Here is a 20,661-nt window from a genome sequence, read left to right on the forward strand (position 1 = left end):
AGAGGACATAACCATGGCAAAGGCCAAATTTGAACGCACCAAGCCGCACGTCAACGTCGGCACCATTGGACACGTTGACCACGGCAAAACCACATTGACCGCGGCGATTGCAACCGTAGCCGCCAAGAACTACGGCGGAGAAGCCAAAGACTACGCCTCAATCGACTCAGCGCCAGAAGAAAAAGCGCGTGGTATCACCATCAACACCTCACACATTGAATACGACACCCCAACCCGTCACTACGCCCACGTAGATTGCCCAGGGCACGCTGACTATGTCAAAAACATGATCACCGGTGCAGCGCAGATGGACGGCGCGATTTTGGTCGTATCAGCCACCGATGGTCCTATGCCACAAACACGCGAACACATCCTACTATCACGCCAAGTAGGCGTACCATACATCATGGTATTCCTAAACAAATGCGACATGGTAGACGACGAAGAACTTCTTGAACTTGTCGAAATGGAAGTGCGCGAACTACTATCAAGCTACGACTTTCCTGGTGACGACACCCCAATCATCAAAGGCTCAGCCCTAGAAGCCCTAAACGGCAACGACGGCAAATACGGTGAGCCCGCCGTTGTAGAACTGCTAGAAACCCTAGACAGCTACATTCCAGAACCAGAGCGTGCGATTGACAAACCCTTCTTGATGCCAATCGAAGACGTATTCTCAATCTCTGGACGCGGTACGGTAGTCACAGGGCGTGTAGAATCAGGCATCATCAAAGTTGGTGAAGAAATCGAAATCGTCGGTATCAAACCAACCCAAAAAACCACCTGTACAGGTGTTGAGATGTTCCGCAAAATGCTAGACGAAGGTCGTGCAGGCGAGAACTGTGGCGTGTTGCTACGTGGTACTAAGCGTGAAGAAGTACAACGTGGACAAGTCTTGGCAAAACCAGGCTCAATCAAACCACACACCAAATTTGACGCAGAAGTCTACGTATTGTCAAAAGAAGAAGGTGGCCGTCACACCCCATTCTTGAATGGCTATCGCCCACAATTCTACTTCCGCACCACAGACGTAACAGGCGCAATCACCTTGCCAGAAGGCGTTGAAATGGTAATGCCTGGTGACAACGTTGAGATGAGCGTTGAATTGATTCACCCAATCGCGATGGACAAAGGCTTGCGCTTTGCGATTCGTGAAGGTGGTCGCACTGTGGGCGCAGGCGTGGTATCGGAAGTTACTGCGTAATTGTGCTTTAGGTGATACACCGCAAAAAGAGCTGCCCGTGGGTGGCTCTTTTTTATTGGGTAAAATACGGTGGTGCTTAGCAAAAGATGGCACTTAGCAAAAGAATAGGAATGTCATGTCACATGACGCCACCCCAACCGCGCAGCCAATTTGGCTGGATTGTCAAACGTTGGACAATCTTAAACCGCGCAGCCAAGCTTATATTGAGTCTATTGCTGACTTGGAGCAGCGCTTGTTTGACGATGCTTGGACGGTATTGAGCATTGAAAATTGGCTAAGCTTTGATGGGCATATTGCCATTGTGGTGCGGTCACCCGATGGCACGATAACAGGCTATGCGCTGATGAGCCAAGTCTTTGATAGCGCGGATGTCTTGCGTATTGGCGTTGCGCCTGATTGCCAGCGGCAGGGTATTGCGCAGCGATTGTTACAGGCAATTGTTGCGCGGCTCAAACGGCAAGCGGTAGAAAGGGTGTTGTTGGAGGTGCGCGAAGACAACGCGGCGGCACGCGCGCTTTATGATAAACTTGGCTTTAAGCAAATTCATGTCAGAAAAAATTACTACAAAAACGCCGACGGCAGCCGTTGTCATGCCCTGATTTTGCAGTTAGATTTAGTCGAAAACCATGGCTGGGCTTAATTTTGCCAAGAATCACGAAAGCGTTGCTTGAGCGCGGCTTGTAAATACGGCTCGACATCGTCACGGGTGACTGGATGGTCAAAGCGATGCCATGTTTGGTTGATGAGCAATTCTATGGGGTAAAAATTGGTTTTGTATTGCATTTTGTCGCTATCAGGTACCCAATAGCCCAGATACAAATAGCTTAGTCCTTGCTGTTTGACATAGTCAATTTGGCTTAAAATCGACAGCGTGCCAAGACTCAAACGCGGCAAAGTCGGTTCGTAAAAGGTATACACAGCGGATAAGCCATCATCCAAGGCATCACATACCGCGACCATAACAAGTTTTTGATCTTGCCAAAACTCGATACAAAACGAATCGGTGAAGCTAAATTGCAAAAACCGTTGAAAGCTTGCATAGCTTGGCGGATACATATCGCCGTCGCTATGACGCGCGCAGATATAACGCGCATACAGCTGATAATGCACCTCGCTTAGCTCATCACAGCCGATCACATGGCTATGAATACCTTGTCCACGTTGTAGGACGCGCCGCTGACTGCGACTGGGCATAAAGTCTTGCACAGGCACACGCGTGGTGATACAACGCTGACAATGTAAACACAGCGGACGGTATAGGTGCTGACCACTGCGCCGAAAGCCTAAGCGCGAAAATTGCGAAAACAACGCCATACCCATACTGTGTGCATCTTTAAGCTCGATAAACTCAAGCCGTGCTGCACGGTCGGGCAGATAACTGCATTGGTGTAACGGGGTAGATTGGCTGGCAAGTAAGCTTGGGACTGATTGGTTAAATTTATCCATCGTGTGTTATGACTGAATGTCAATGATCGCGTGGTTGCGGTATTGCCAAATGTCATCATCGAGCAAGTCTGCAAGACGATAAGGCTTGCCACTGATCGCTGACCAATTGACATTTTGTTGGGTCACCTGTTTTGCCAATTTGGGCAAAAATTCATCGCGTGGTAGAATACTTGCGCCAAGGCTTAACAAGTGAGCATTGGGCAACTGACAATCCACCCACGCAAAACCCGACAACTTGGCTAAACGCATGAGAACAAAAAACGCTGCCTTGGAGGCATCGGTTGCGCGATGAAACATCGATTCACCAAAAAACGCTTGCCCAAATTTTAGACCGTATAGACCACCGATTAGATGTTGCTCGGTCAAGTCATGCACGGGTAGGGTGGGCTTGTGTTGCCAAATCTCAATACTATAAGCATCGCCTTGCGCGTGCAATGTTTGGTACGCCTCAATCATTGGCGCGTGAATCCACGTGCTATCGCTGTACGCGCGCGCCTCGCTGCACGCATGAATGACCGCACCAAACGCGGCATTCACCGTGACCCACCAGCCGCTATGTTTCATACGGCGTTTGAGGGATTTGCTGGGGTTAAACGACGCAGGGTAGATGACGCAGCGCGGCTCGGGTGACCACCACAAGATGGGCTCACCTGGGTTAAACCACGGAAACAAGCCCTGCCGATACGCTGCGCGTAAGGTATCAGGCGCTAAGTCAGCACCAATCGCGACCAACCCCGTACCGTCAGGGTCAGCCGCCTGTGCTGTAGGGAAACCATAACGGCAGGTCAAATCAGCCACCTAGCTGCCCTCGGTGTATCACTCGTTTGCATCAATTGCCACATCATCAGGATGCGCCTGCCCGTGTGCCAATGCCAGTGCGTCGAGGTATTTTTCGGCATCAAGCGCTGCCATACAGCCTGTTCCTGCTGAGGTGATAGCTTGGCGGTATTGGTGGTCAGCCACGTCGCCTGCGGCAAACACGCCCTCAACGTTGGTTGCGGTGGCATTGCCATTTAAGCCACTTTTAACCACGATATAACCATTGTTCATGTCAAGTTTGCCTGCGAAAATATCGGTATTCGGCTTGTGGCCAATCGCAACAAACATACCCGTTACATCCAGCTGTTTTTGGCTGCCGTCTTGCACGTTTTCAATAATCACGCCCGTCACGCCGCTGGCATCGCCGACAACTTCTTTGACTTGGTGATTCCATTCGATATGAACGTTGCCAATGGCTTGTTTTTCAAACAGCTGGTCACGCAGAATTTTTTCTGAACGCAGGGTGTCGCGGCGATGCACCAAAGTCACGTGACTGGCGATATTGGACAAATACAACGCTTCTTCAACCGCCGTATTGCCACCGCCAATCACCACCACAGGTTGGTCTTTATAAAAAAAGCCGTCACACGTGGCGCACGCTGACACACCCATACCCATGAATTTTTGCTCAGACTCCAGCCCCAAATACTGTGCCGATGCCCCCGTGGCAATAATCAGCGCGTCGCAAGTGTAGGTGGCGTTGCCGCCTGTCAGGGTGAACGGACGTTGGTCAAAATCCACCGCGTTGATATGGTCATAAATTAGCTGCGTGCCAAAACGCTCGGCATGTTGCTGCATTCGCACCATCAAATCAGGTCCCATCAAGCCTTCGGGGTCGCCTGGCCAGTTGTCCACTTCCGTGGTGGTGGTCAGCTGTCCGCCCACTTGCAGACCTGTGATGATGACGGGCTTGAGGTTGGCGCGCGCAGCATAAACAGCAGCAGAGTAGCCTGCAGGCCCTGAACCCAAGATGATTAAAGAATGGTGAAAAGTATCAGTCATAACGTTATCCAATATTTCAAACGGTTTAAAAGCCATCAAACTAGGTTTAGCATAGGGCGTTGGCGATAAAATAACAAGTATTAATTATTGATTGTATGGTTTGGTATTTTAAAACATTTAGCGAGCTTGTGTTAAAATTATAAATTTATTTGGGATAAATATGTATTTTGCCCGATGCACTGCCATGCACGGCCGCAAAACCGCCATGATTGCCCAATAAAAATTCCGCACAGCCAAGGTAAGTTTTGTTATCATAACGCCTTTAACCATGCCGTTTTGCAAGAGATTTTTGCGACAGTTTGTTTAAAAACGGTTTGAAAAAATAGGCGCTGGTCGGGTGTTTAATAGTCCACAGTAAGCGCAATATTGATTGATCGACGTGTGATAAAAAGGTGGGGCAAGTTGGGGTACTATGTTCGGCGCAGCGTGATAACGTGCTTGTGGTTGGTGGTGGCGTTGCTGCTTGCCGTGGCGTTGGTGAGTTATTCTGCCAATGACCCCAGTTGGTCGCATTTAAGCTCAACCGCCTTGGGTTCAGCCGCAGTCGATTCGGCAGCATTGCAACCAAATGCGCTTGCCACCGCAACAAATGCCGATTCATCCGCTACCACCGCGCTGATAGTCAGTGGCGATGATGTTAGCAATTTGCTGGGGCTGCGCGGTGCGTGGCTTGCCGATGTGCTGTATTCATTTTTGGGTGCGGCAAGCTGGTGGCTGGTCGTCATCGCCAGTGTGGAGGCGTATCGTGTGTGGCAGGCCAATCCGCAGCCGATGGGCGCGATTCGCACGTTGGGCTATGGGTTTTTAATCGTTGCCAGCGCGGCACTGACGGGTGTGCTGGCGCAGTCGTGGCTTGCGCATGGAATTTTAGGACAAGTGGCGGCGCAGGGCTTGGTCAGCTTGCTGACTTACTGGGGCGCGTTGGTGTTTTTGTGCCTGTTTGTTGGGCTTGCCAGTATTTTGACGTTTGATATTCCCGTGGCACGCGCGTATCGCCGCTGGTTCGCGCGCCAAGCGAGCAGTCAAGCCACTGCCCAAACCGACGCAGGGCAAGCAAAGCAAGACATCACCGCTGAACAAACCAGCCAAGCGGATATCCCCCTTGCCAAGCCTGATGTGGCGAACGCCGCGCCAGTGGTGCATACCGCCCATGATGACCTAGACCCTACACAAGACCACACAACGGGCGGCGCTAACCCCATCAACGCTGAGCAAGTGTTGGCACAGTTTTTGGATGAAACAGGCTTTAGCGATAGCCAGCTGGGTGAGCAGCCCGATAGCAACGAGGGCAGCCGCCCATTTCAGCCAGTCAATGCTGACGCGGCGGCAAATGTCAAACTAACCAAGCGGTTAGACAGCCAGCTACAAAATGAAATGATTCGCGAGCAGCCTGCTAAAACATCTCGCCCATCATCAACGTCTGTTTCATCCACTGATGTGCCTGCACCTGCCAAGCCTGCGCTCAACATCATCGCCGAAGCCGCTAGCGAAGATGCCACCGAAGTGGTGCTGCCCACCAACGATGTCACCGAAACCAATCTGCTGGCCGAGCCAAGCTTTACCCCCGTGTTTGCGCCTCAAACTCACCAAGCCGCCTCCACGCAAGCCGAGCCAGTTGGGCAGCCACCTGCCAACGACCCAATACAGCGTGACTTGGGGTTGGATACTGCACCCAGCGCAACCGAACCAAGCGCAATACCACACCGCGCGTCTGTGTCGGTCGTGTCAGATAGCCCAGCGCAAAACAGCGCAGCAGACCCAGCGCCCACACAATCTGTTGCCGAGATTTTGGGCTTGCGCCACGTGGCGGTGGCAGATGAGGCAAGTACCGCGGTGCTGCCAACCCAAGAGGTGCTGGTCAAAACCCCAATTCAACCCAAAGCTGCGGTTTTGGCCGCATCGCCCACCACAGAACCGACCGCAGACATCGCTACAGATACCACGGCAGACAACGCCCTAAATACCGCATTACACACCGCCCCAAATAAGCACACAGACACGAGTGGCGCACAAACACTTGCTGAGCAAGTCGCCGCGCCTGCTGATCTGCAAACAGCGTCTGCTATGCCAGCAGTGTTGCCAGCCACAGACCATGCTGACGCGTTGGGAAGCGTCCCCATCATGCCTGATGACGCGGTGATTTCTAACAGCGCAGCGGTGAGCGTCCATCAACGCGCCGTTGAAATCGACAGCACGTTGTCAAATGGCCTCAGCTCGTCCGCGCCTGCCAGTGCCGAGCATGACACAACCAGCAACCGCCAACCGTCACACGCCATGCAAACCGCGGCATATCGCGCAAGCCTACCGCCTTTGCCAGAACTCAGCTTGCTTGAGCTACCCGACCCCGACCGCAAGCCCAGCTATAGCCTAGAGGCGTTGCAACAGCTATCTGAACTGCTTGAAATCAAACTGCAAGAATTTAACGTCAAGGCAACCGTTGTCAATGCCCAATTAGGACCTGTCGTGACGCGTTTTGAAGTAGAGTTGGCGGCAGGTGTCAAGGTCAGCAAGGTCACAGGCATTGCCAAAGACTTGGCGCGCTCATTGTCGATGGCGTCGGTGCGCGTGGTTGAGGTCATCCCCGGTAAGCCGTATATCGGCATCGAAGTGCCCAACCCAAAACGCCAAATGGTGCGCCTTATTGAGCTGCTACAAACCGATGCCTACCGCGACCCCAAAGCCCTGATCAGCATGGCGATGGGCAAGGATATCGCAGGCAAACCCGTGCTGACTGACCTTGCCAAAGCGCCGCATATGCTGGTGGCAGGTACGACGGGTTCGGGTAAATCTGTGTTGGTCAATTCGCTGCTGCTGTCCATGTTGCTCAAATATACACCGACCCAGCTGCGTCTGATTTTGATTGACCCAAAACAGCTAGAACTTGCCAATTACAATGACATTCCACACCTCTTGACCCCTGTTGTCACCGATATGACCGAAGCGGCCAGCGCATTGTCGTGGTGTGTGGGTGAGATGGAACGCCGCTATCAGCTGATGTCGCTATTTAAAGTGCGTAAACTTGATGAATTTAACAAAAAAGTCATTGCTGCCGAAAACGAGGGACAGCCGCTACTTGATCCGTTGTGGCGACTGCATGACAGCGCAAGCCAAGACAAGCCGCCTAAGCTCAAACCCTTGCCCCAAATCGTCGTGGTGGCGGATGAATTTGCCGATATGATTATGCAAGTGGGTAAGCAAGCTGAAGAGCTTATCACGCGGCTAGCACAAAAATCACGCGCGGCAGGGATTCATCTGATTTTGGCGACCCAACGCCCATCGGTAGATGTGATCACAGGCTTGATTAAAGCCAATATCCCCGTACGCGCGGCATTGCGTGTCAATTCAAAAGTCGATTCACGCACGATTTTGGATGCAGGCGGTGCTGAGGATATGCTTGGGCATGGTGACATGCTGTTTTTAGGACCAGGACAAAACGAGCCCATCCGCGTGCACGGTGCGTTTATCAGTGATGCCGAGGTCAATCGCGTCTGTGATGCGTGGCGCGAGCGTGGCGCACCCGATTATATCGACAATATGTTTGACAACTTTGAACTGAGCGCATCGGGTAGCAGTGATAGCGGCGGCACGGGCTCATTGGGCGATGATGACGCACTGTACGATGAAGTCGTGGCGTTTGTCATGGAGACGCGCAAGGTATCTGCATCCAGCATTCAGCGCAAGTTTAGCATTGGCTACAACCGCGCCGCGCGTATCGTCGATGCCATGGAAGAAGCAGGTTTGGTCAGCCCCATGGGCAAAAGTGGTAAGCGCGAATTGTTGGTTTAAGCAAGCGCATCATCCCCAGATGTGTCCATACCAGATGCGGCTAAAACCAAATCTTGCACCAACGCCCCCAACACCGCCGTGGCAAAGCTGCCTGTGGGTAGATCAAAATTTAGCGTGAGTGTGGTGGCATCTTGCCAGATTGCTGTAAGCTTGCGCGGAATGACGTATAGGGCGCGGCGTTCTTGGCGCATACCCAACGCGGCTACGCCATCGGCAAGCGTTTGATAAAATTCATGGCTGCCGATGACTGCCAGTTCCAATGCTTGTACTTGTGCGGTACTCATGGGCAAGCCGTCGCCCCACAGCGCAGCGGTGAGGTAAAGATCGCCTGCTACCAACCGTGCGCGCAGGCTATCATCAATGGTTGGCGCAGTAAATACACTGTGACTGCCTGCCAAGTTCATCACTTCGCCGTCCAAAGGGGTTTGCCATGTGCCATCTTGCACACGTTGAGCAACCATCGCATTAAACAACGCACCACGCGCCGCCGATAAATACAATCCTGTGGCGTGACGCATTGCGTTTTTACGTTTGCTCGGTGTACGCGATTTGGCATTTGTCTTGGCAAACCACGTCAAAGCGTGAGCAAGATTTTGCCCATCATAACCAAAGCGTTGGCTGCCAAAATAATTGGGTACGCCGTCATGTGTGATTTGCGTCAGCTGCTTGTTGAACGCGGCACGGTCAGCGCATTGCACCTCACGCAGGGTAATGTCAAAACGGTTGCCTGTGTGCGTGCCGCGCTGAAGTTTTTTGCCATGCCAGTGTTGTGCTAACATCGTGATGCGCTCGCCATCGGCAAGCGTGGTTGCCATAAATTGAGCAAAATCAGCCGCAGGTAAGTGCTTGTGTGGCAAGCGCAGGCTAAACCACTGCGTCGTCACAGCGTGGCGGTCTTTCAATCCCGAATAGCCAACGTCTTTGACAGGAATTTGCGCCCATTGCGCCAATAATCGCGCCACATAAGCGGTGTTTAGCCCCGTTTTTTGTAACTGTAGCCACAGGTGTTCACCTTGTTCGCTAAAATCAATAGTTAATTGCTCTTCAACGATAAAATCCTGTGAGTAAGTTTTATAGATTGCGCGTGCAATCGTGGGTGTTTGCGGATACAGCAGTGGCGGCAGGTGCATCGGTGTGGTCATAACGCGGTTGTTCGGGCAAAATTTTAACAATTAAAATGTGCATGATAGCAAACCCACGGCTTGAAGTAACGTGGTTTAGCCCAATTTAGCTCAAAGATTTTGGGCATGGTCAGCTGTCAAAACGTGCCAAATTTTGCTATCATAGACCGCTTTTTTGCCAGTTAATCAAACAGCGTATTTTTAGCACAAGCCTTTGTTTTTAGGAATATTTTTATATTATGCAATCGCCAATATCACCCATCACGCAGCCTGCGCCCACCGAGGAGCAACAACAGGCATTACAGATGGCGATGGCACGACAATCGTTTAAAATCGTCGCTTATGCAGGGGCAGGCAAGACCACAACGCTGAATTTAATTGGCAACCAATTGCGTGGGCGCGGTTTGTATTTGGCATTTAATAAAGCCATTGCCAGTGAGGCTCAGCAAAAATTTGCCCGTCATATCGACTGCCGCACGTTTCACTCATTGGCGTTTCGTCACACGTCGCGTGATATCACCGCCAAGTTGCGCCTACCACGGTTTTCACCGACACGATTGGCGCACGATTTGGGGCTGCATCCGCTGCAAGTGCGCCGCGTGATGGATGGCAAAAACCAATCCGTCACGCTATCGCCTGAACGCCAAGCGCGGATGGTTGCCGATGCGGTCAGCCAGTTTTGTAGTACCCACGCCAGCTACCCTGCACCGCGCCACTTGCTGCTGCCCAGCTGGCTGTCACCCAATGATGCCGAGGAGTTGCGCGAACAGCTGTATCCGTACGTTGAAAAACGTTGGCTGCAATCGATTGACCCACGCCATCCTGCAGGCATTGGGCATGATATTTATTTAAAACTGTGGGCGTTGTCTAAGCCAATTATCCCCGCCGATTTTATTTTGTTTGATGAAGCGCAAGACGCTGATCCGTTGATGATGGGCATTTTGACCCAGCAGCCGACACAGGTGATTTATGTGGGTGATGCCCACCAGCAGATTTATGAGTGGCGCGGCGCGGTCAATGCCATGAAGCGTTTGCCACTACCGCAAACCTTGCTCACGCAGTCGTTTCGCTTTGGTGATAAAATTGCTGAGGTTGCCAACACGTTTTTGTCAGCGTTGCAAGAGCAAGTACCATTGCGCGGCAACCCTGTCATGCCTTCAACGTTGGCAAAACAACAGGTGCATGGACAAAAAGACGCGATTTTGTGCCGCACCAACGCCAATGCCATGTTGCGCTTGCTGGATGGGCTCAAAATGGGGCATAAAGTTGCCCTACAAGCCGATACCGACCGCCTGCTCAAATTTAGCCAAGCCGCCGAACGCCTCAAAAAAGGGCAAACCGCGTTTGGCGTGCCCGAGTTGGCCTACTTTAATAACTGGCGCGAGGTGCAAGACTACAGCGAAACCAGTGAAGGCAGCGACCTAAAAACATGGGTCAAACTGGTTGAAGAACACGGCACAAACACGCTCAACGACGCGATTGCTAGCCTCAGCGATAGCCAAAGCGCGGACTATATCATCTCAACGGCGCACAAAGCCAAAGGGCTTGAGTGGCAGCGCGTGCAAATTGACGATGATTTTTTGTACGATGTCACCCGTCAGGCGGTCAAAATCAGCCCCGAGGAGCTGCGCCTGCTGTATGTTGCTTGTACGCGCGCCAAGCTCAATTTGGATGTGTTTCATATTCAGCCATTGCTTCATGCTTTACAAGCCGACACCAAAGTAATTTATCAATAAATCCAACGATATATAATAATCGCTCTTTTGTATACATTAAAATTAACATGCAACAAATATTACGCGTTTGTCATCAAAATAACACATTTTATCATTCGTTGCCGTAAACCTGCGACTTCAGGCGGTGGATATCAGGCAATTGTTAAATGCGATAAGTTTTGCTATACTCATCTCACTATATTCAATGTCTTACATTCCACAGTTAAGTTAAGACTAAATTGCGAGTACGCAGTAACTTAACTGGTAAGACGTTTCCAAACACACACTTAAGCTAATTCGTGTCTAAGACAATCCTAACGGTAGGATTAGCTTAAAATAAGAATCTAAGATGTACGGTGTGTCGTACGGGCGGTTGCCATTGTCTTAGGTTTGCGGTGGGGCTTCACCGTCTTGCAGAAGGAATCCCCTCACTTTAGGGAGGGGAGGAAGTCAAGCAGCATAAAAAGCCAGATATAAAAAAGCCTCTTGGATGTTAAGAGGCTTTTTTGCACGGGTAAAAATGCAATTATTTAAGCATTGTACCATCTGCAGTCACAACTGATTTGTGCGAGTATTCACTGCGCGCAGGCAGGCTAATGGTGGCTTGTTTTTTGATGTAATCGACCAGTGACTGGGTGTATAGCAGTTTGGTGTTTTCAACGCGGCTTGGATCTTTGAAGATAGGCGCAAGGCTCAGATAACCGTCTTTACCGCTTGCGATGTAGTCGTTGGTCACCATGACATAGGTTTTGTTTAAATCAATCGGTGCCCAAGTGCCTGTTTTGCGGTCACGCACTTCCACGTTTTGTACGCGGTTGCCTTTGTTTTGGTTTAAGCGCAAGTCCCAACGCAAGCCATCGGCATATGGATGCGCGCCTGTTGAGGCTTTGTTGCCATTTTGCCCAAAGCTTGCGTTTTCAACCGCGTCTTCTAGCGTGGCAACGACTTCTTTACCCGTGACGGACAGATTGACCAGCGTATTGCTAAATGGCAGCACTTCATTGGCATTGCCGTAGGTGATATCACCTGCCTGGAGCGCGACGCGTACCCCACCTGCGTTTTGTAGGGCAAAGTCCGCACGAAGGCTTGCGTCCAAGAACGATTTGGCAACCAATTGTGCCGCATCGCTACCACGTGCTAAGAATTTGCTGTCTTCACAGCCTGCAACGTTACCTGAGTTCGTGGTGCCAGGTACACGCACCAAGCAGAACGTGTCTTTGGCAACACCGATTTTTTCGGTAAGCTTATCTTTAAGCTGGTCTTTATATTTGGCAAGGACGGCTTCTGCCGCTGCGTTTGGTGTGACAGGATACAGATAACTTTGTTTTAACAGTGCGGCGTTGTTATTTTGCAAACGTGCGATCAACGCTTGGTTGTCAGCAGCATTGATGGTTTCATAGGTTTTGCCGTCGCTGCCAAGTTTTTTAAGCGTCATCCCGATCGGCAAAATGCTAGAGCCTGTGCAGCTATCAACCGCGCCTTTGTTATTGAACTTGACGTTCATCACGCCAACCGCTTTGGTGTATTCCCACGCTTGTCCCACACACACGGTGTCGCCGTCTTTGTTTTTGACCACGGTTGGGTATGGGCCTTGTGAGCCAAAGTTGGCTTTATTGTCATAGTCTTTATAATCACCCAACAAGGTATGGGTGTCACCACCAATAATTACGTCTACACCTGTTAAAGCATTGGCAAGTTTGATATCGTTTTCATAGCCATAGTGTGATAAAATAATGATATGCTCAATGCCTTGTTTTTTAAGCACATCAATATATTTTTGCGCGGTGGTGGTTTCATCCAAAATCTCGGTGGTTGAAAGTGGGCGCGACGAACCTGCTGTTTTGCCGCGTACCTCAAGCCCAATGATACCGACTTTCACACCCTCTTTGGTGGTTTTGATGGTGTACGGCTTGATATAGTCATCGCTCTTGTTGGGAGCCAGTGGGGTGCCAACTTTTGGCACGACGTTAGCACCTAAAACAGCGGTTTGGCACGTGCCGCCGTGCAAGCGGTCAATGAAGCGTTTGAGCACCGCATCAGAATCGTCAAATTCATGATTGCCCACCTCAAACGCGTCAAAACAAATCGTATTCATCATGTCGGCATCGGCATCGCCCAAATAAAAGCTATAGTAGCTCGTACCTGTGACTGCATCGCCTGCGTGTAGTTTTAAGAAGTTTTGTCCTGCAAATTGGTTTGACAAGTCGTTGAACAGTTGGGTCACGCGTGCAAAACCGCCCAGTTCAGCTTGATAGGTTTGCCCGTCTAGGGTGAAGGTTTGGGTGGCGGTAGATTCTAGGTGAGAGTGGTGGTCGTTGATATGCGCTAAATTGAGCGTGACGGGTGTATAGGTTTGGGTATTGACGCTGGCAGGTGTTTCAGGATTGACCTCAACGATTTTGGTTTCGTTGTCGTCATCGTTACAACCTGTCAAAGCGACAACCATCACCGCCGCCAATGCGCTGATTTTAAATAATGGCTTCATAAAAAATCCGTGATAATTAAAAAAATTATAAAACAAGGGCTTAAAAGCATTGCTAAAAACACTTGAGCAATAGTACGCAACCTAACATAACAACGTGTCAATTTTGTGAAAAATTTACGTGAGCGATGATTTTTGCTCGCACTACATCACACCCAATGTCATCACAGTGTCATCACAGTGTCATCAATCTATTGGATAATGAACCGTTAAAAATTAGGTTATTTTTAAAACTCAAGGGAATATGATGATGTTAAAATCAGTATCCGCGTTACGCCTAAGCTATCTTGCCATTGCAATAGGGAGTGCTTTGGCCTTATCTGCGTGCGGCGATGATGACAATGAAACCAAAATTGTTGCCGTTAATACCGACACGGCGACCAATACAGGTACACCAAATAACAACACCAATAACAACACCAATAACAACACAGGCACGGCGGATACGAGCACACCGCCTACGCCACCCAAAACTGTGACTTATGAGCAAATTTTGGCAAACATTGCAGGTCAAGGCGTTGATTTACCTAAAGTTAATGCCAATTTACTAACGCTTAAAGACAAAGACGGCAAAACCGTGGTGATTCAACAAGGTGGCTATGGCTCAGACGCATTTGTCAATCCCAATAACCCTAAACAGTTCTATGCTATCACTGACCGTGGTCCCAATGCCGATGTTAAAAATGGCATGGACAAAGCCGATGCCAAAGCCTTTCCTGTGCCTAAATTTGCCCCACAAATTGGCTTATTTGAACTACAAGACAATGGGGCTATCAAGCTGATCAAAACCATCACGCTCAAGCGTCCTGACGGTGTGACTGAGGTCACAGGCTTACCCAATCCAAACTTTGGTGCGACCAATGAATTGGCGTACGGTAAAAATTTAACGGGCGATTACTTTGACCGCTTGTTGCTCAAAGACCCTAGCGAACCCTACAATGCTAGCCTCAACCCGACCCAAACCGATGCCTACGGTATAGACAGCGAAGGCTTGGCAGTGATGAAAGACGGCACGTTCTGGATCAGCGATGAGTACGGTCCGCATATTGTGCATTATGACGCCAATGGTAAAGAACTAGCGCGTATTAACGCGTTTAGCGGCAATGAAGCAGGCGCAAGTACGTTTAAGATCAATGGCAAAACCATCTATCTGCCTGCTGAATTTAAAAACCGTCGCCCTAACCGCGGTATGGAAGGCTTGACTGTAACACCTGACCAAAAATACTTGGTTGGTATCATGCAATCAGCGATGGAAAACCCCAAGTCAGCTGCCAAAAAATCTAACATGACGCGCATTGTACGCATCAACTTGGCAACGGGCGATATCGAACAATTCTTGTATCGCCAAGAACGCGCCGCGGATGGTTCAGTGCTTAGTGATTCAAACTCAGGTCTGGTTGCGATCAACGACCATGAATTTTTAGTGGTCGAGCGTGATGGCAAGTCGCCTGTCGATGATGCCAACGCTACTAAAATGATTTATCGTATTGATCTCAATGGCGCGACTAATATTGAGGCGATTAAAGATAGCGGTGATATCAAACAAGATGCTGATCAAGGTTTGATGATCGGCGGCAAGACACTTGAGGCGTTGACTGCCGATGAAACAGGCTGGGATACACTCAAAGCCAACAATATCACGCCAGTGGGCAAAAAGATGTTCATGGATTTGGTCAAAACTTTTAACTATCCGCATGAAAAATTTGAAGGTATCTTGCTGTTCCCGAATGGACAGGTTGGCGTAATTAATGACGATGATTTTGGTATCAGCTCACAAAACGACAAAGCCAATAAGCGCGATTATGTCACCCAAAAGTACATGGATAAAGCAGGCACCCAAATCGAAACCAACCGCATTTATATCGCGCCGCTAAATCAATATCAAGCCAAATAATCGCGCATCTTGCGGCAATTTCAACCAAAAAAACCGCCTCTTATCAAGAAGCGGTTTTTTTAATGGCGGCAATGACTAGTGATCGCTTGGCGCCGCCGCTCCAATACCCGTCAAGGAGCGAACATATTGCGCATCGTAGCCAGCTTGGTCAATCGCTGCCTGTGGTGACTTGACCACTACACACCAAGCGCGCCATAAAAGACTAAGTCAGAGACCATGTCGGTGGTCCAATTGTCGCGTTTGGTACTGCGATACCAAGCCAAACCGTAAGCGGCAGCAAAGGCTAGCAAATACATTAGCGCATACCAGTGCACTTCCAATGGACCCAAGGAAAGCGCTACGGGATCATACTGAGGATGAATCATCATAAAGGCATCATAATTATTGGTAATAGAATGTATGAAATAGGCTTATATAAGAAATTTTTTGTCCAACAATTGAAAAGTACAACTATCGCAAGTCAGAATCTCATCTTATGGATAGAAAGACCTTCCAAGTAAACTCGCCTTCGATCTAATCTGAGCGGTTCATAGACAGTATGAAGGTATTTACTACCTGGCAATCAACAACTTTACAGCAACCTCAAAAAGACACTCATCTTTGATAGTAATACTAACTTTGCCATTATGAGCATTGGCGATAGCTTGCACAATAGATAAGCCTAAGCCTGTTCCTGAATGCATCGTATTCGTTTTATCATGACGATAGAATCGCTCAAACAGTTTATCGGCTTCAATCTGATTTAATGGTTTGTCTAGACGGTTGGTCATAGTTATTCTTAACCAGAGCTGCTCTGGGGATTGAATATCGTTTTTTGGCGCATTAAGCGAGGTGCTTGAAGTGAGGACAGTAGCGGATATCATAATAGTGCTATTACTAGCCGCATAATAAATCGCATTTGACATCAGGTTGGCAAACAGCCGTTGCAATAAGCCTTTATCACCTAGTACTGTTTTAAAATCACCCGATTTTTCAAAGATTATCTCACGATCCTCAGCAATCATCTCATAATAATCTATAAGCTTTGTGATCAAGCTCTCTATATCGACATGACTGATTTGCGAATCACTCAGCTCTTTTTGAGTTTTTGCCAGTAATAACATATCGTTAATCATGGCGGATAACTGCTTTAACGTATCATGCTGATGATGCAATTGCTCAATGTATTCGTCGCTTTCTCTTGGCTTAGTTAACATGACTTGCGTTTGCGTACTCAGCGTCGCTATTGGCGTACGTAGCTCATGGGCGATATTGTCTGAAAACCGTGATAATGATTCAAAGTTACTTTCAAGCTTGACCATCATAGAATTATAAGACTCCGTTAGTGGACGTAATTCTAACGGCATATCGCTAACCACAATTCTTTCATCTAACCTTTGAAGATTAATGCCTTTCATCTTTTGTACGATAGTAGCTAGGGGAGCAAAACCCCAGTGTACACTTAGTGCTGCTACTGAAACCAATAATAAGGTAATGGCGATAAGTATCAAGCTCAGCTGGCGATTAAACTGGATAAGATATTGATGATGCACATCGATAGGTAGAGCAATAAATGTCAAAACCTTTTGATGTGTAATGATAATGGCTCGGTAATGCCTATTATTTATCTTGATCATAAACTGCTGATCGCGATAGTCCTGCAATAGTTGTAACAAGCTAAAATCTGCCGGTAGATCATTGATGAAATTACTGGGATCGCTGGATAATAATTTGCCATTTTTATCTGATACTAAGGTTTTTAAATCATAATCCAGCCAAGAAGAATGTAGATGATTGGCATCAATTAGCGCTTGCGACTTTGATACTGTGAATGGTTCTATGTGATCTTCCAAACTAACCATACGTTTGCGCAGGTTAAAAGCTGCATGAGTAAGGATTTCTGAGTCCATTTGCTCAAAGTGTCCACTCACAGAGCGCTGAACCCATGCGTAGATAATAACCTGAGAGATAATAACGAACAATGTCAGTAAAAAAATAGTTCGCCATAACAGTGACCAATGCCAATTCTTAGATTTATGTCTCATTTGATGTCAGACTGTCTTTATTAATACTGTCGTCGCCCATGCCACTATCCACGTCGACAGCCAGTGGCTCTAACTTGTAGCCCATTCCGCGTACCGTATGAATCAGCTTTATATCAAATCCATCATCGATTTTTATCCGTAGCCGTCTTATAGCCACGTCAATGACATTCGTATCACTGTCAAAATTTATGTCCCATACTTGTGAGGCGATCACAGTGCGCGGCAGTACCTCACCTTGACGTTCTAAGAAAAGTTGTAATAAAGCAAACTCTTTAGCAGTCAATTTTATATTAGTGTTGCCTCTATGAACGGTGCGTTTGGCAATATCCATTTTCAGATCAGCTATGTGTATGACCGAGCTTTTATAATCAGATTGATTGGCACGGCGCAATAGGCTTTTTATTCTAACAATCAGTTCAGCAAAAGCAAAAGGCTTGGTCAGATAATCATCGCCACCAATTTCAATACCTTTGATCCGATCGCTTAAATCATCTTTAGCCGTTAAAAATAAAACTGGCGTATGCTTTCCAGCAGCTCGGTAGCGCTGTACCAACTCAAAGCCACTGACGTCAGGTAGCATGACATCCATCAAAACCACACTAAAATCTTCAGTCATTAACGCATGATAGCCATCTAAACCTGTCATGTGATGATCCACGATGAAACCGGCCTCAGTTAAGCCTTTCTTAATATATTCTCCAAGGTTTTTCTCATCTTCTACTAACAGTACTTTCATCGTTGCTTACCTTTATATCATTATAGTTGTCAACAGCGTATCACTATGAACCGTCCTGGTTTTATCGGAGACAGGTTTGCTTGAGTCAGGCAGCATAGCCTGACGAAATTAATGAACAATAGTAGATATTTTCCGCATCAACAGGCGATACATATCCATTGGTAGAATGCAATCGTTCATAGTTGTACCAGTGTACCCAATCAAGGGTTGCTAGCGCAACATCATTTAAGCCATCCCATTCCTGTTTCAAATAATCAATCACCTCCGCTTTATATAGCCCATTCACACTTTTAGCTAGGGCATTATCTGAGCGAGGAAATAGCGAAGCACTGCTTCGCCCGAGTGCAAAACGTAGGGCTATGCCCGAAGTGGAGTCACCAGTCGTACCCACTGATGCAGCAAGCCCCGATTGTTTAAGCCATTCACCGTACTTAATCGATAGATACTGACTACCTTTATCAGAATGATGAATTACCCCACTTGGTCTACCTCTAGCGTCTAAGGCTTGATTTAGGGCATCTAGGACTAGCTGAGTGTCCATATGATTCGATACTTTCCAACCCACAATAACTCGCTTAAATACGTCAATCACAAAGGCGGTATAGACCCAGCCTGATTTAGTTTTAATGTAGGTAAAATCAGCGACCCACAGCTTGTTTGGGGCATTTGCGGTAAGGTTGCGTTTGACCAAATCATCGGGCTTGTCTTGGTCGTCTCTCTGCTTCATGGTGATTTTGCCTTTGCCTCGCCATACGCCTTGTATGCCAAGCTGTTTCATCAGGCGTTCAACGGTACAGCGACCAAGCTTTGGCAGACCGTCTTGTTTGAGTTTGTGCCAAACTTTACGAATGCCGTAACGACAGCCACTGGCTTGCCAAATCTGTTTGATTTGTGCCATGAGGTGTTTGTCGCTTTGTTTGCGTCGACTTTGCTTTTCTGGGTTGTCTTGTTCATCTTTGATGCGATAATAGGTGGATGGGGGAATTGGCAGTATTCTGCAAATCGACTCGACCCTGTAATGCTGTTTCTCGTCATCAATGCAATGAATTTGACCATCACTTGGGTTTGCGGCCCTTCTCCGCCTGGGCGAAAAAAGCGGCTGCCTTTCGAATAATTTCGTTGGCTTGTTTGAGTTCTCTGATTTCTCGCTCAAGCTCAGCGATACGAGCGGCTTGGCTTTCAGTGCTAACCGTCACAGGATTTTGCTTAGCTAGGTGCTTTTGATGCCACGAGCGTAGGGTTTCGGGTGTGCAGCCAAATTTGGGGGCGATGGCTTGGATGGCCGCCCATAATGAGGGATAATCTTTTTGTGATTCAATCAGTAATTCGACGGCTCTTTTCTTAACTTCTGTTGGGTATTTTTTGCTTTTCATAAGGGTATTGTCTCAGAGTTTTAGGTCTCCGACAATCCCGGGACGGTTCACTAACATTGTTAGCTTACCAGCCATATTTTATCAGGAACCCTTGTTATAACAGTGTTCTTTGGATAGAGACAGATGCTGGTATTTGGTTTTAATGACAAGAAGATGACAATATTATGCTGTTCCTAACGAACATGTAATATCCGTGTCATCTAGCTGTCAGCCACCATTTAGTATTCTAAATCAACGCCGCATAGAGGTTTGTCTCTGATACAGACCATCTCTACGAGCAACATTTGCAGTCTGAAAAGTATTTTTTGAAAAAATATGGTAGCGATCGTGATACAAATGCTGAAGCCATATTAAATGAATATATCGCGCATTAAAATCTAAAGCGGTAAGAATGACAGCATTGTAATCTTAACGTCATCTACCAGTCAGAATGATTAATGTATCATTTAGGCTAGTTTAACAGCTATTGAACTCAATAGTCTTTAATCCAAACAATAGGAGTTAATCATGTCACAATTTAAATTACTGTCTAAATCAATCGCAATGACGGCCATCGCTCTTGTCGTATCGACCTCAGCTATGGCGCATGACCCTAAAATGCATGCTGAAAAAGATCAAATGAACTGTGAAAAGATGAAAAAGCATATGGATATGATGCAAAAAATGGATCATAGCAAGATGGACATGAGCGATCCTGCCATGAAAGCGATGATGGCTAACATGGGTAAAATGAAACAAATGTACCAAAAACACTGCGTTACTAACGACAGTAAATCTTAAAAATTTTAGCTCTGTTAAATAGCAGTCAACACTTAACGGAAATAAATTTTTAGAGACCTTTGCACAAACCAGCGACCATCTCTCGACACCAATTTCAAACTCAACTAAAAACTGGAATTGGTGTTAAAGAAGTGAAGAAAGTCACCGAATTGGCATAAAAGCCTCCTAAATTGCCGTAAATTAACGTCTATTGGCTAGTTTTACCAACCGATAGACACAATAACCCTAAGCGACCCCATATTTTCGCTTCAAGCCTAGGGCAGTTTTTAAATTATGCAC

12 protein-coding genes, 3 pseudogenes and 1 other annotated feature are annotated in these 20,661 nt (G+C 47.8%); of the genes and pseudogenes, 6 read left to right on the forward strand and 9 right to left on the reverse strand.

Going from position 1 to position 20,661, the window contains the following annotated elements:
- Nucleotides 1–13 precede the first annotated feature (13 nt).
- Both tuf and rimI read left to right on the forward strand, forming a co-directional pair.
- Nucleotides 14–1,204 carry an elongation factor Tu gene (gene tuf, locus AC5L4R_RS09475; protein ID WP_067057544.1) on the forward strand — a complete coding sequence of 397 codons (1,191 nt, stop codon included), beginning with the start codon at nt 14–16 and terminating at the stop codon, nt 1,202–1,204.
- Nucleotides 1,205–1,319: 115 nt separating this feature from the next.
- Entirely contained in the window at nt 1,320–1,844 is a 525-nt protein-coding gene (gene rimI, locus AC5L4R_RS09480; RefSeq protein WP_494473684.1) for a ribosomal protein S18-alanine N-acetyltransferase, read from the forward strand.
- Here the strand turns inward: rimI and AC5L4R_RS09485 are convergent.
- Genes AC5L4R_RS09485 through trxB form a run of 3 tightly spaced genes read right to left on the reverse strand, consistent with a single transcriptional unit; the run spans nt 1,841 to nt 4,471 of the window.
- Entirely contained in the window at nt 1,841–2,650 is an 810-nt protein-coding gene (locus AC5L4R_RS09485) for an arginyltransferase (RefSeq protein WP_494473685.1), read from the reverse strand. The two genes, rimI and AC5L4R_RS09485, sit on opposite strands and share 4 nt — an antisense overlap.
- Nucleotides 2,651–2,656: 6 nt before the next feature.
- Nucleotides 2,657–3,448: a leucyl/phenylalanyl-tRNA--protein transferase gene (aat, locus tag AC5L4R_RS09490; protein ID WP_494473686.1), complete on the reverse strand. Its 792-nt coding sequence runs from the start codon at nt 3,446–3,448 to the stop codon at nt 2,657–2,659.
- Between the two features lie 18 nt (nt 3,449–3,466).
- A complete protein-coding gene (gene trxB, locus AC5L4R_RS09495; protein ID WP_494473687.1) occupies nt 3,467–4,471 on the reverse strand; it encodes a thioredoxin-disulfide reductase in 1,005 nt (334 codons plus the stop codon).
- Between the two features lie 402 nt (nt 4,472–4,873).
- On the opposite strand from trxB, the pseudogene AC5L4R_RS09500 reads away from it, so the two are divergent.
- Nucleotides 4,874–8,257 (forward strand): annotated as a pseudogene (locus AC5L4R_RS09500) (DNA translocase FtsK 4TM domain-containing protein); the annotation flags it as partial.
- Here the strand turns inward: AC5L4R_RS09500 and truD are convergent.
- Entirely contained in the window at nt 8,254–9,399 is a 1,146-nt protein-coding gene (gene truD / locus AC5L4R_RS09505; RefSeq protein WP_494473688.1) for a tRNA pseudouridine(13) synthase TruD, read from the reverse strand. The pseudogene AC5L4R_RS09500 and the gene truD sit on opposite strands and share 4 nt — an antisense overlap.
- A 218-nt stretch (nt 9,400–9,617) precedes the next feature.
- On the opposite strand from truD, the gene AC5L4R_RS09510 reads away from it, so the two are divergent.
- Nucleotides 9,618–11,114: a UvrD-helicase domain-containing protein gene (locus AC5L4R_RS09510; protein ID WP_494473689.1), complete on the forward strand. Its 1,497-nt coding sequence runs from the start codon at nt 9,618–9,620 to the stop codon at nt 11,112–11,114.
- A 505-nt stretch (nt 11,115–11,619) separates the two neighbouring features.
- On the opposite strand, the gene AC5L4R_RS09515 is transcribed toward AC5L4R_RS09510, so the two are convergent.
- A complete protein-coding gene (locus tag AC5L4R_RS09515; protein WP_494473690.1) occupies nt 11,620–13,578 on the reverse strand; it encodes a bifunctional metallophosphatase/5'-nucleotidase in 1,959 nt (652 codons plus the stop codon).
- A gap of 244 nt (nt 13,579–13,822) precedes the next feature.
- Between AC5L4R_RS09515 and AC5L4R_RS09520 the strand changes: the two genes are divergently transcribed.
- Entirely contained in the window at nt 13,823–15,469 is a 1,647-nt protein-coding gene (locus AC5L4R_RS09520; protein ID WP_494473691.1) for an esterase-like activity of phytase family protein, read from the forward strand.
- 179 nt (nt 15,470–15,648) lie between these two features.
- Here the strand turns inward: AC5L4R_RS09520 and AC5L4R_RS09525 are convergent.
- The 4 genes and pseudogenes from AC5L4R_RS09525 to AC5L4R_RS09540 form a co-directional block, all read right to left on the reverse strand.
- Nucleotides 15,649–15,837: pseudogene (locus tag AC5L4R_RS09525) on the reverse strand (prolipoprotein diacylglyceryl transferase family protein); the annotation flags it as partial.
- A 183-nt stretch (nt 15,838–16,020) separates the two neighbouring features.
- Complete coding sequence (locus AC5L4R_RS09530; RefSeq protein ID WP_067234280.1) at nt 16,021–17,493, reverse strand: ATP-binding protein; 1,473 nt, start codon at nt 17,491–17,493, stop codon at nt 16,021–16,023.
- The gene (locus AC5L4R_RS09535) at nt 17,483–18,229 is read right to left on the reverse strand and encodes a heavy metal response regulator transcription factor (protein WP_067057518.1); all 747 of its coding nucleotides are present in this window, start codon (nt 18,227–18,229) and stop codon (nt 17,483–17,485) included. The genes AC5L4R_RS09530 and AC5L4R_RS09535 overlap by 11 nt, the downstream gene beginning before the upstream one ends.
- 85 nt (nt 18,230–18,314) lie before the next feature.
- Nucleotides 18,315–19,602, reverse strand: a pseudogene (locus tag AC5L4R_RS09540) (IS3 family transposase).
- Nucleotides 19,206–19,327 (reverse strand) — a sequence feature (AL1L pseudoknot). Its footprint overlaps the pseudogene before it by 122 nt.
- Nucleotides 19,603–20,109: 507 nt before the next feature.
- On the opposite strand from AC5L4R_RS09540, the gene AC5L4R_RS09545 reads away from it, so the two are divergent.
- Entirely contained in the window at nt 20,110–20,382 is a 273-nt protein-coding gene (locus AC5L4R_RS09545) for a hypothetical protein (RefSeq protein WP_159675746.1), read from the forward strand.
- The last annotated feature ends 279 nt before the right edge of the window (nt 20,383–20,661 follow it).

It is taken from the genome of Faucicola sp. SE7633 (assembly GCF_059264685.1).

Coding starts and splice junctions, on each gene's coding strand:
- AC5L4R_RS09520 (WP_494473691.1), top strand. CDS start 13,823: ATGATGTTAAAATCAGTATCCGCGTTACGCCTAAGCTATCTTGCCATT.
- AC5L4R_RS09485 (WP_494473685.1), bottom strand. CDS start 2,650: ATGGATAAATTTAACCAATCAGTCCCAAGCTTACTTGCCAGCCAATCT.
- AC5L4R_RS09545 (WP_159675746.1), top strand. CDS start 20,110: ATGTCACAATTTAAATTACTGTCTAAATCAATCGCAATGACGGCCATC.
- rimI (WP_494473684.1), top strand. CDS start 1,320: ATGTCACATGACGCCACCCCAACCGCGCAGCCAATTTGGCTGGATTGT.
- AC5L4R_RS09510 (WP_494473689.1), top strand. CDS start 9,618: ATGCAATCGCCAATATCACCCATCACGCAGCCTGCGCCCACCGAGGAG.
- AC5L4R_RS09515 (WP_494473690.1), bottom strand. CDS start 13,578: ATGAAGCCATTATTTAAAATCAGCGCATTGGCGGCGGTGATGGTTGTC.
- AC5L4R_RS09530 (WP_067234280.1), bottom strand. CDS start 17,493: ATGAGACATAAATCTAAGAATTGGCATTGGTCACTGTTATGGCGAACT.
- trxB (WP_494473687.1), bottom strand. CDS start 4,471: ATGACTGATACTTTTCACCATTCTTTAATCATCTTGGGTTCAGGGCCT.
- AC5L4R_RS09535 (WP_067057518.1), bottom strand. CDS start 18,229: ATGAAAGTACTGTTAGTAGAAGATGAGAAAAACCTTGGAGAATATATT.
- truD (WP_494473688.1), bottom strand. CDS start 9,399: ATGACCACACCGATGCACCTGCCGCCACTGCTGTATCCGCAAACACCC.
- tuf (WP_067057544.1), top strand. CDS start 14: ATGGCAAAGGCCAAATTTGAACGCACCAAGCCGCACGTCAACGTCGGC.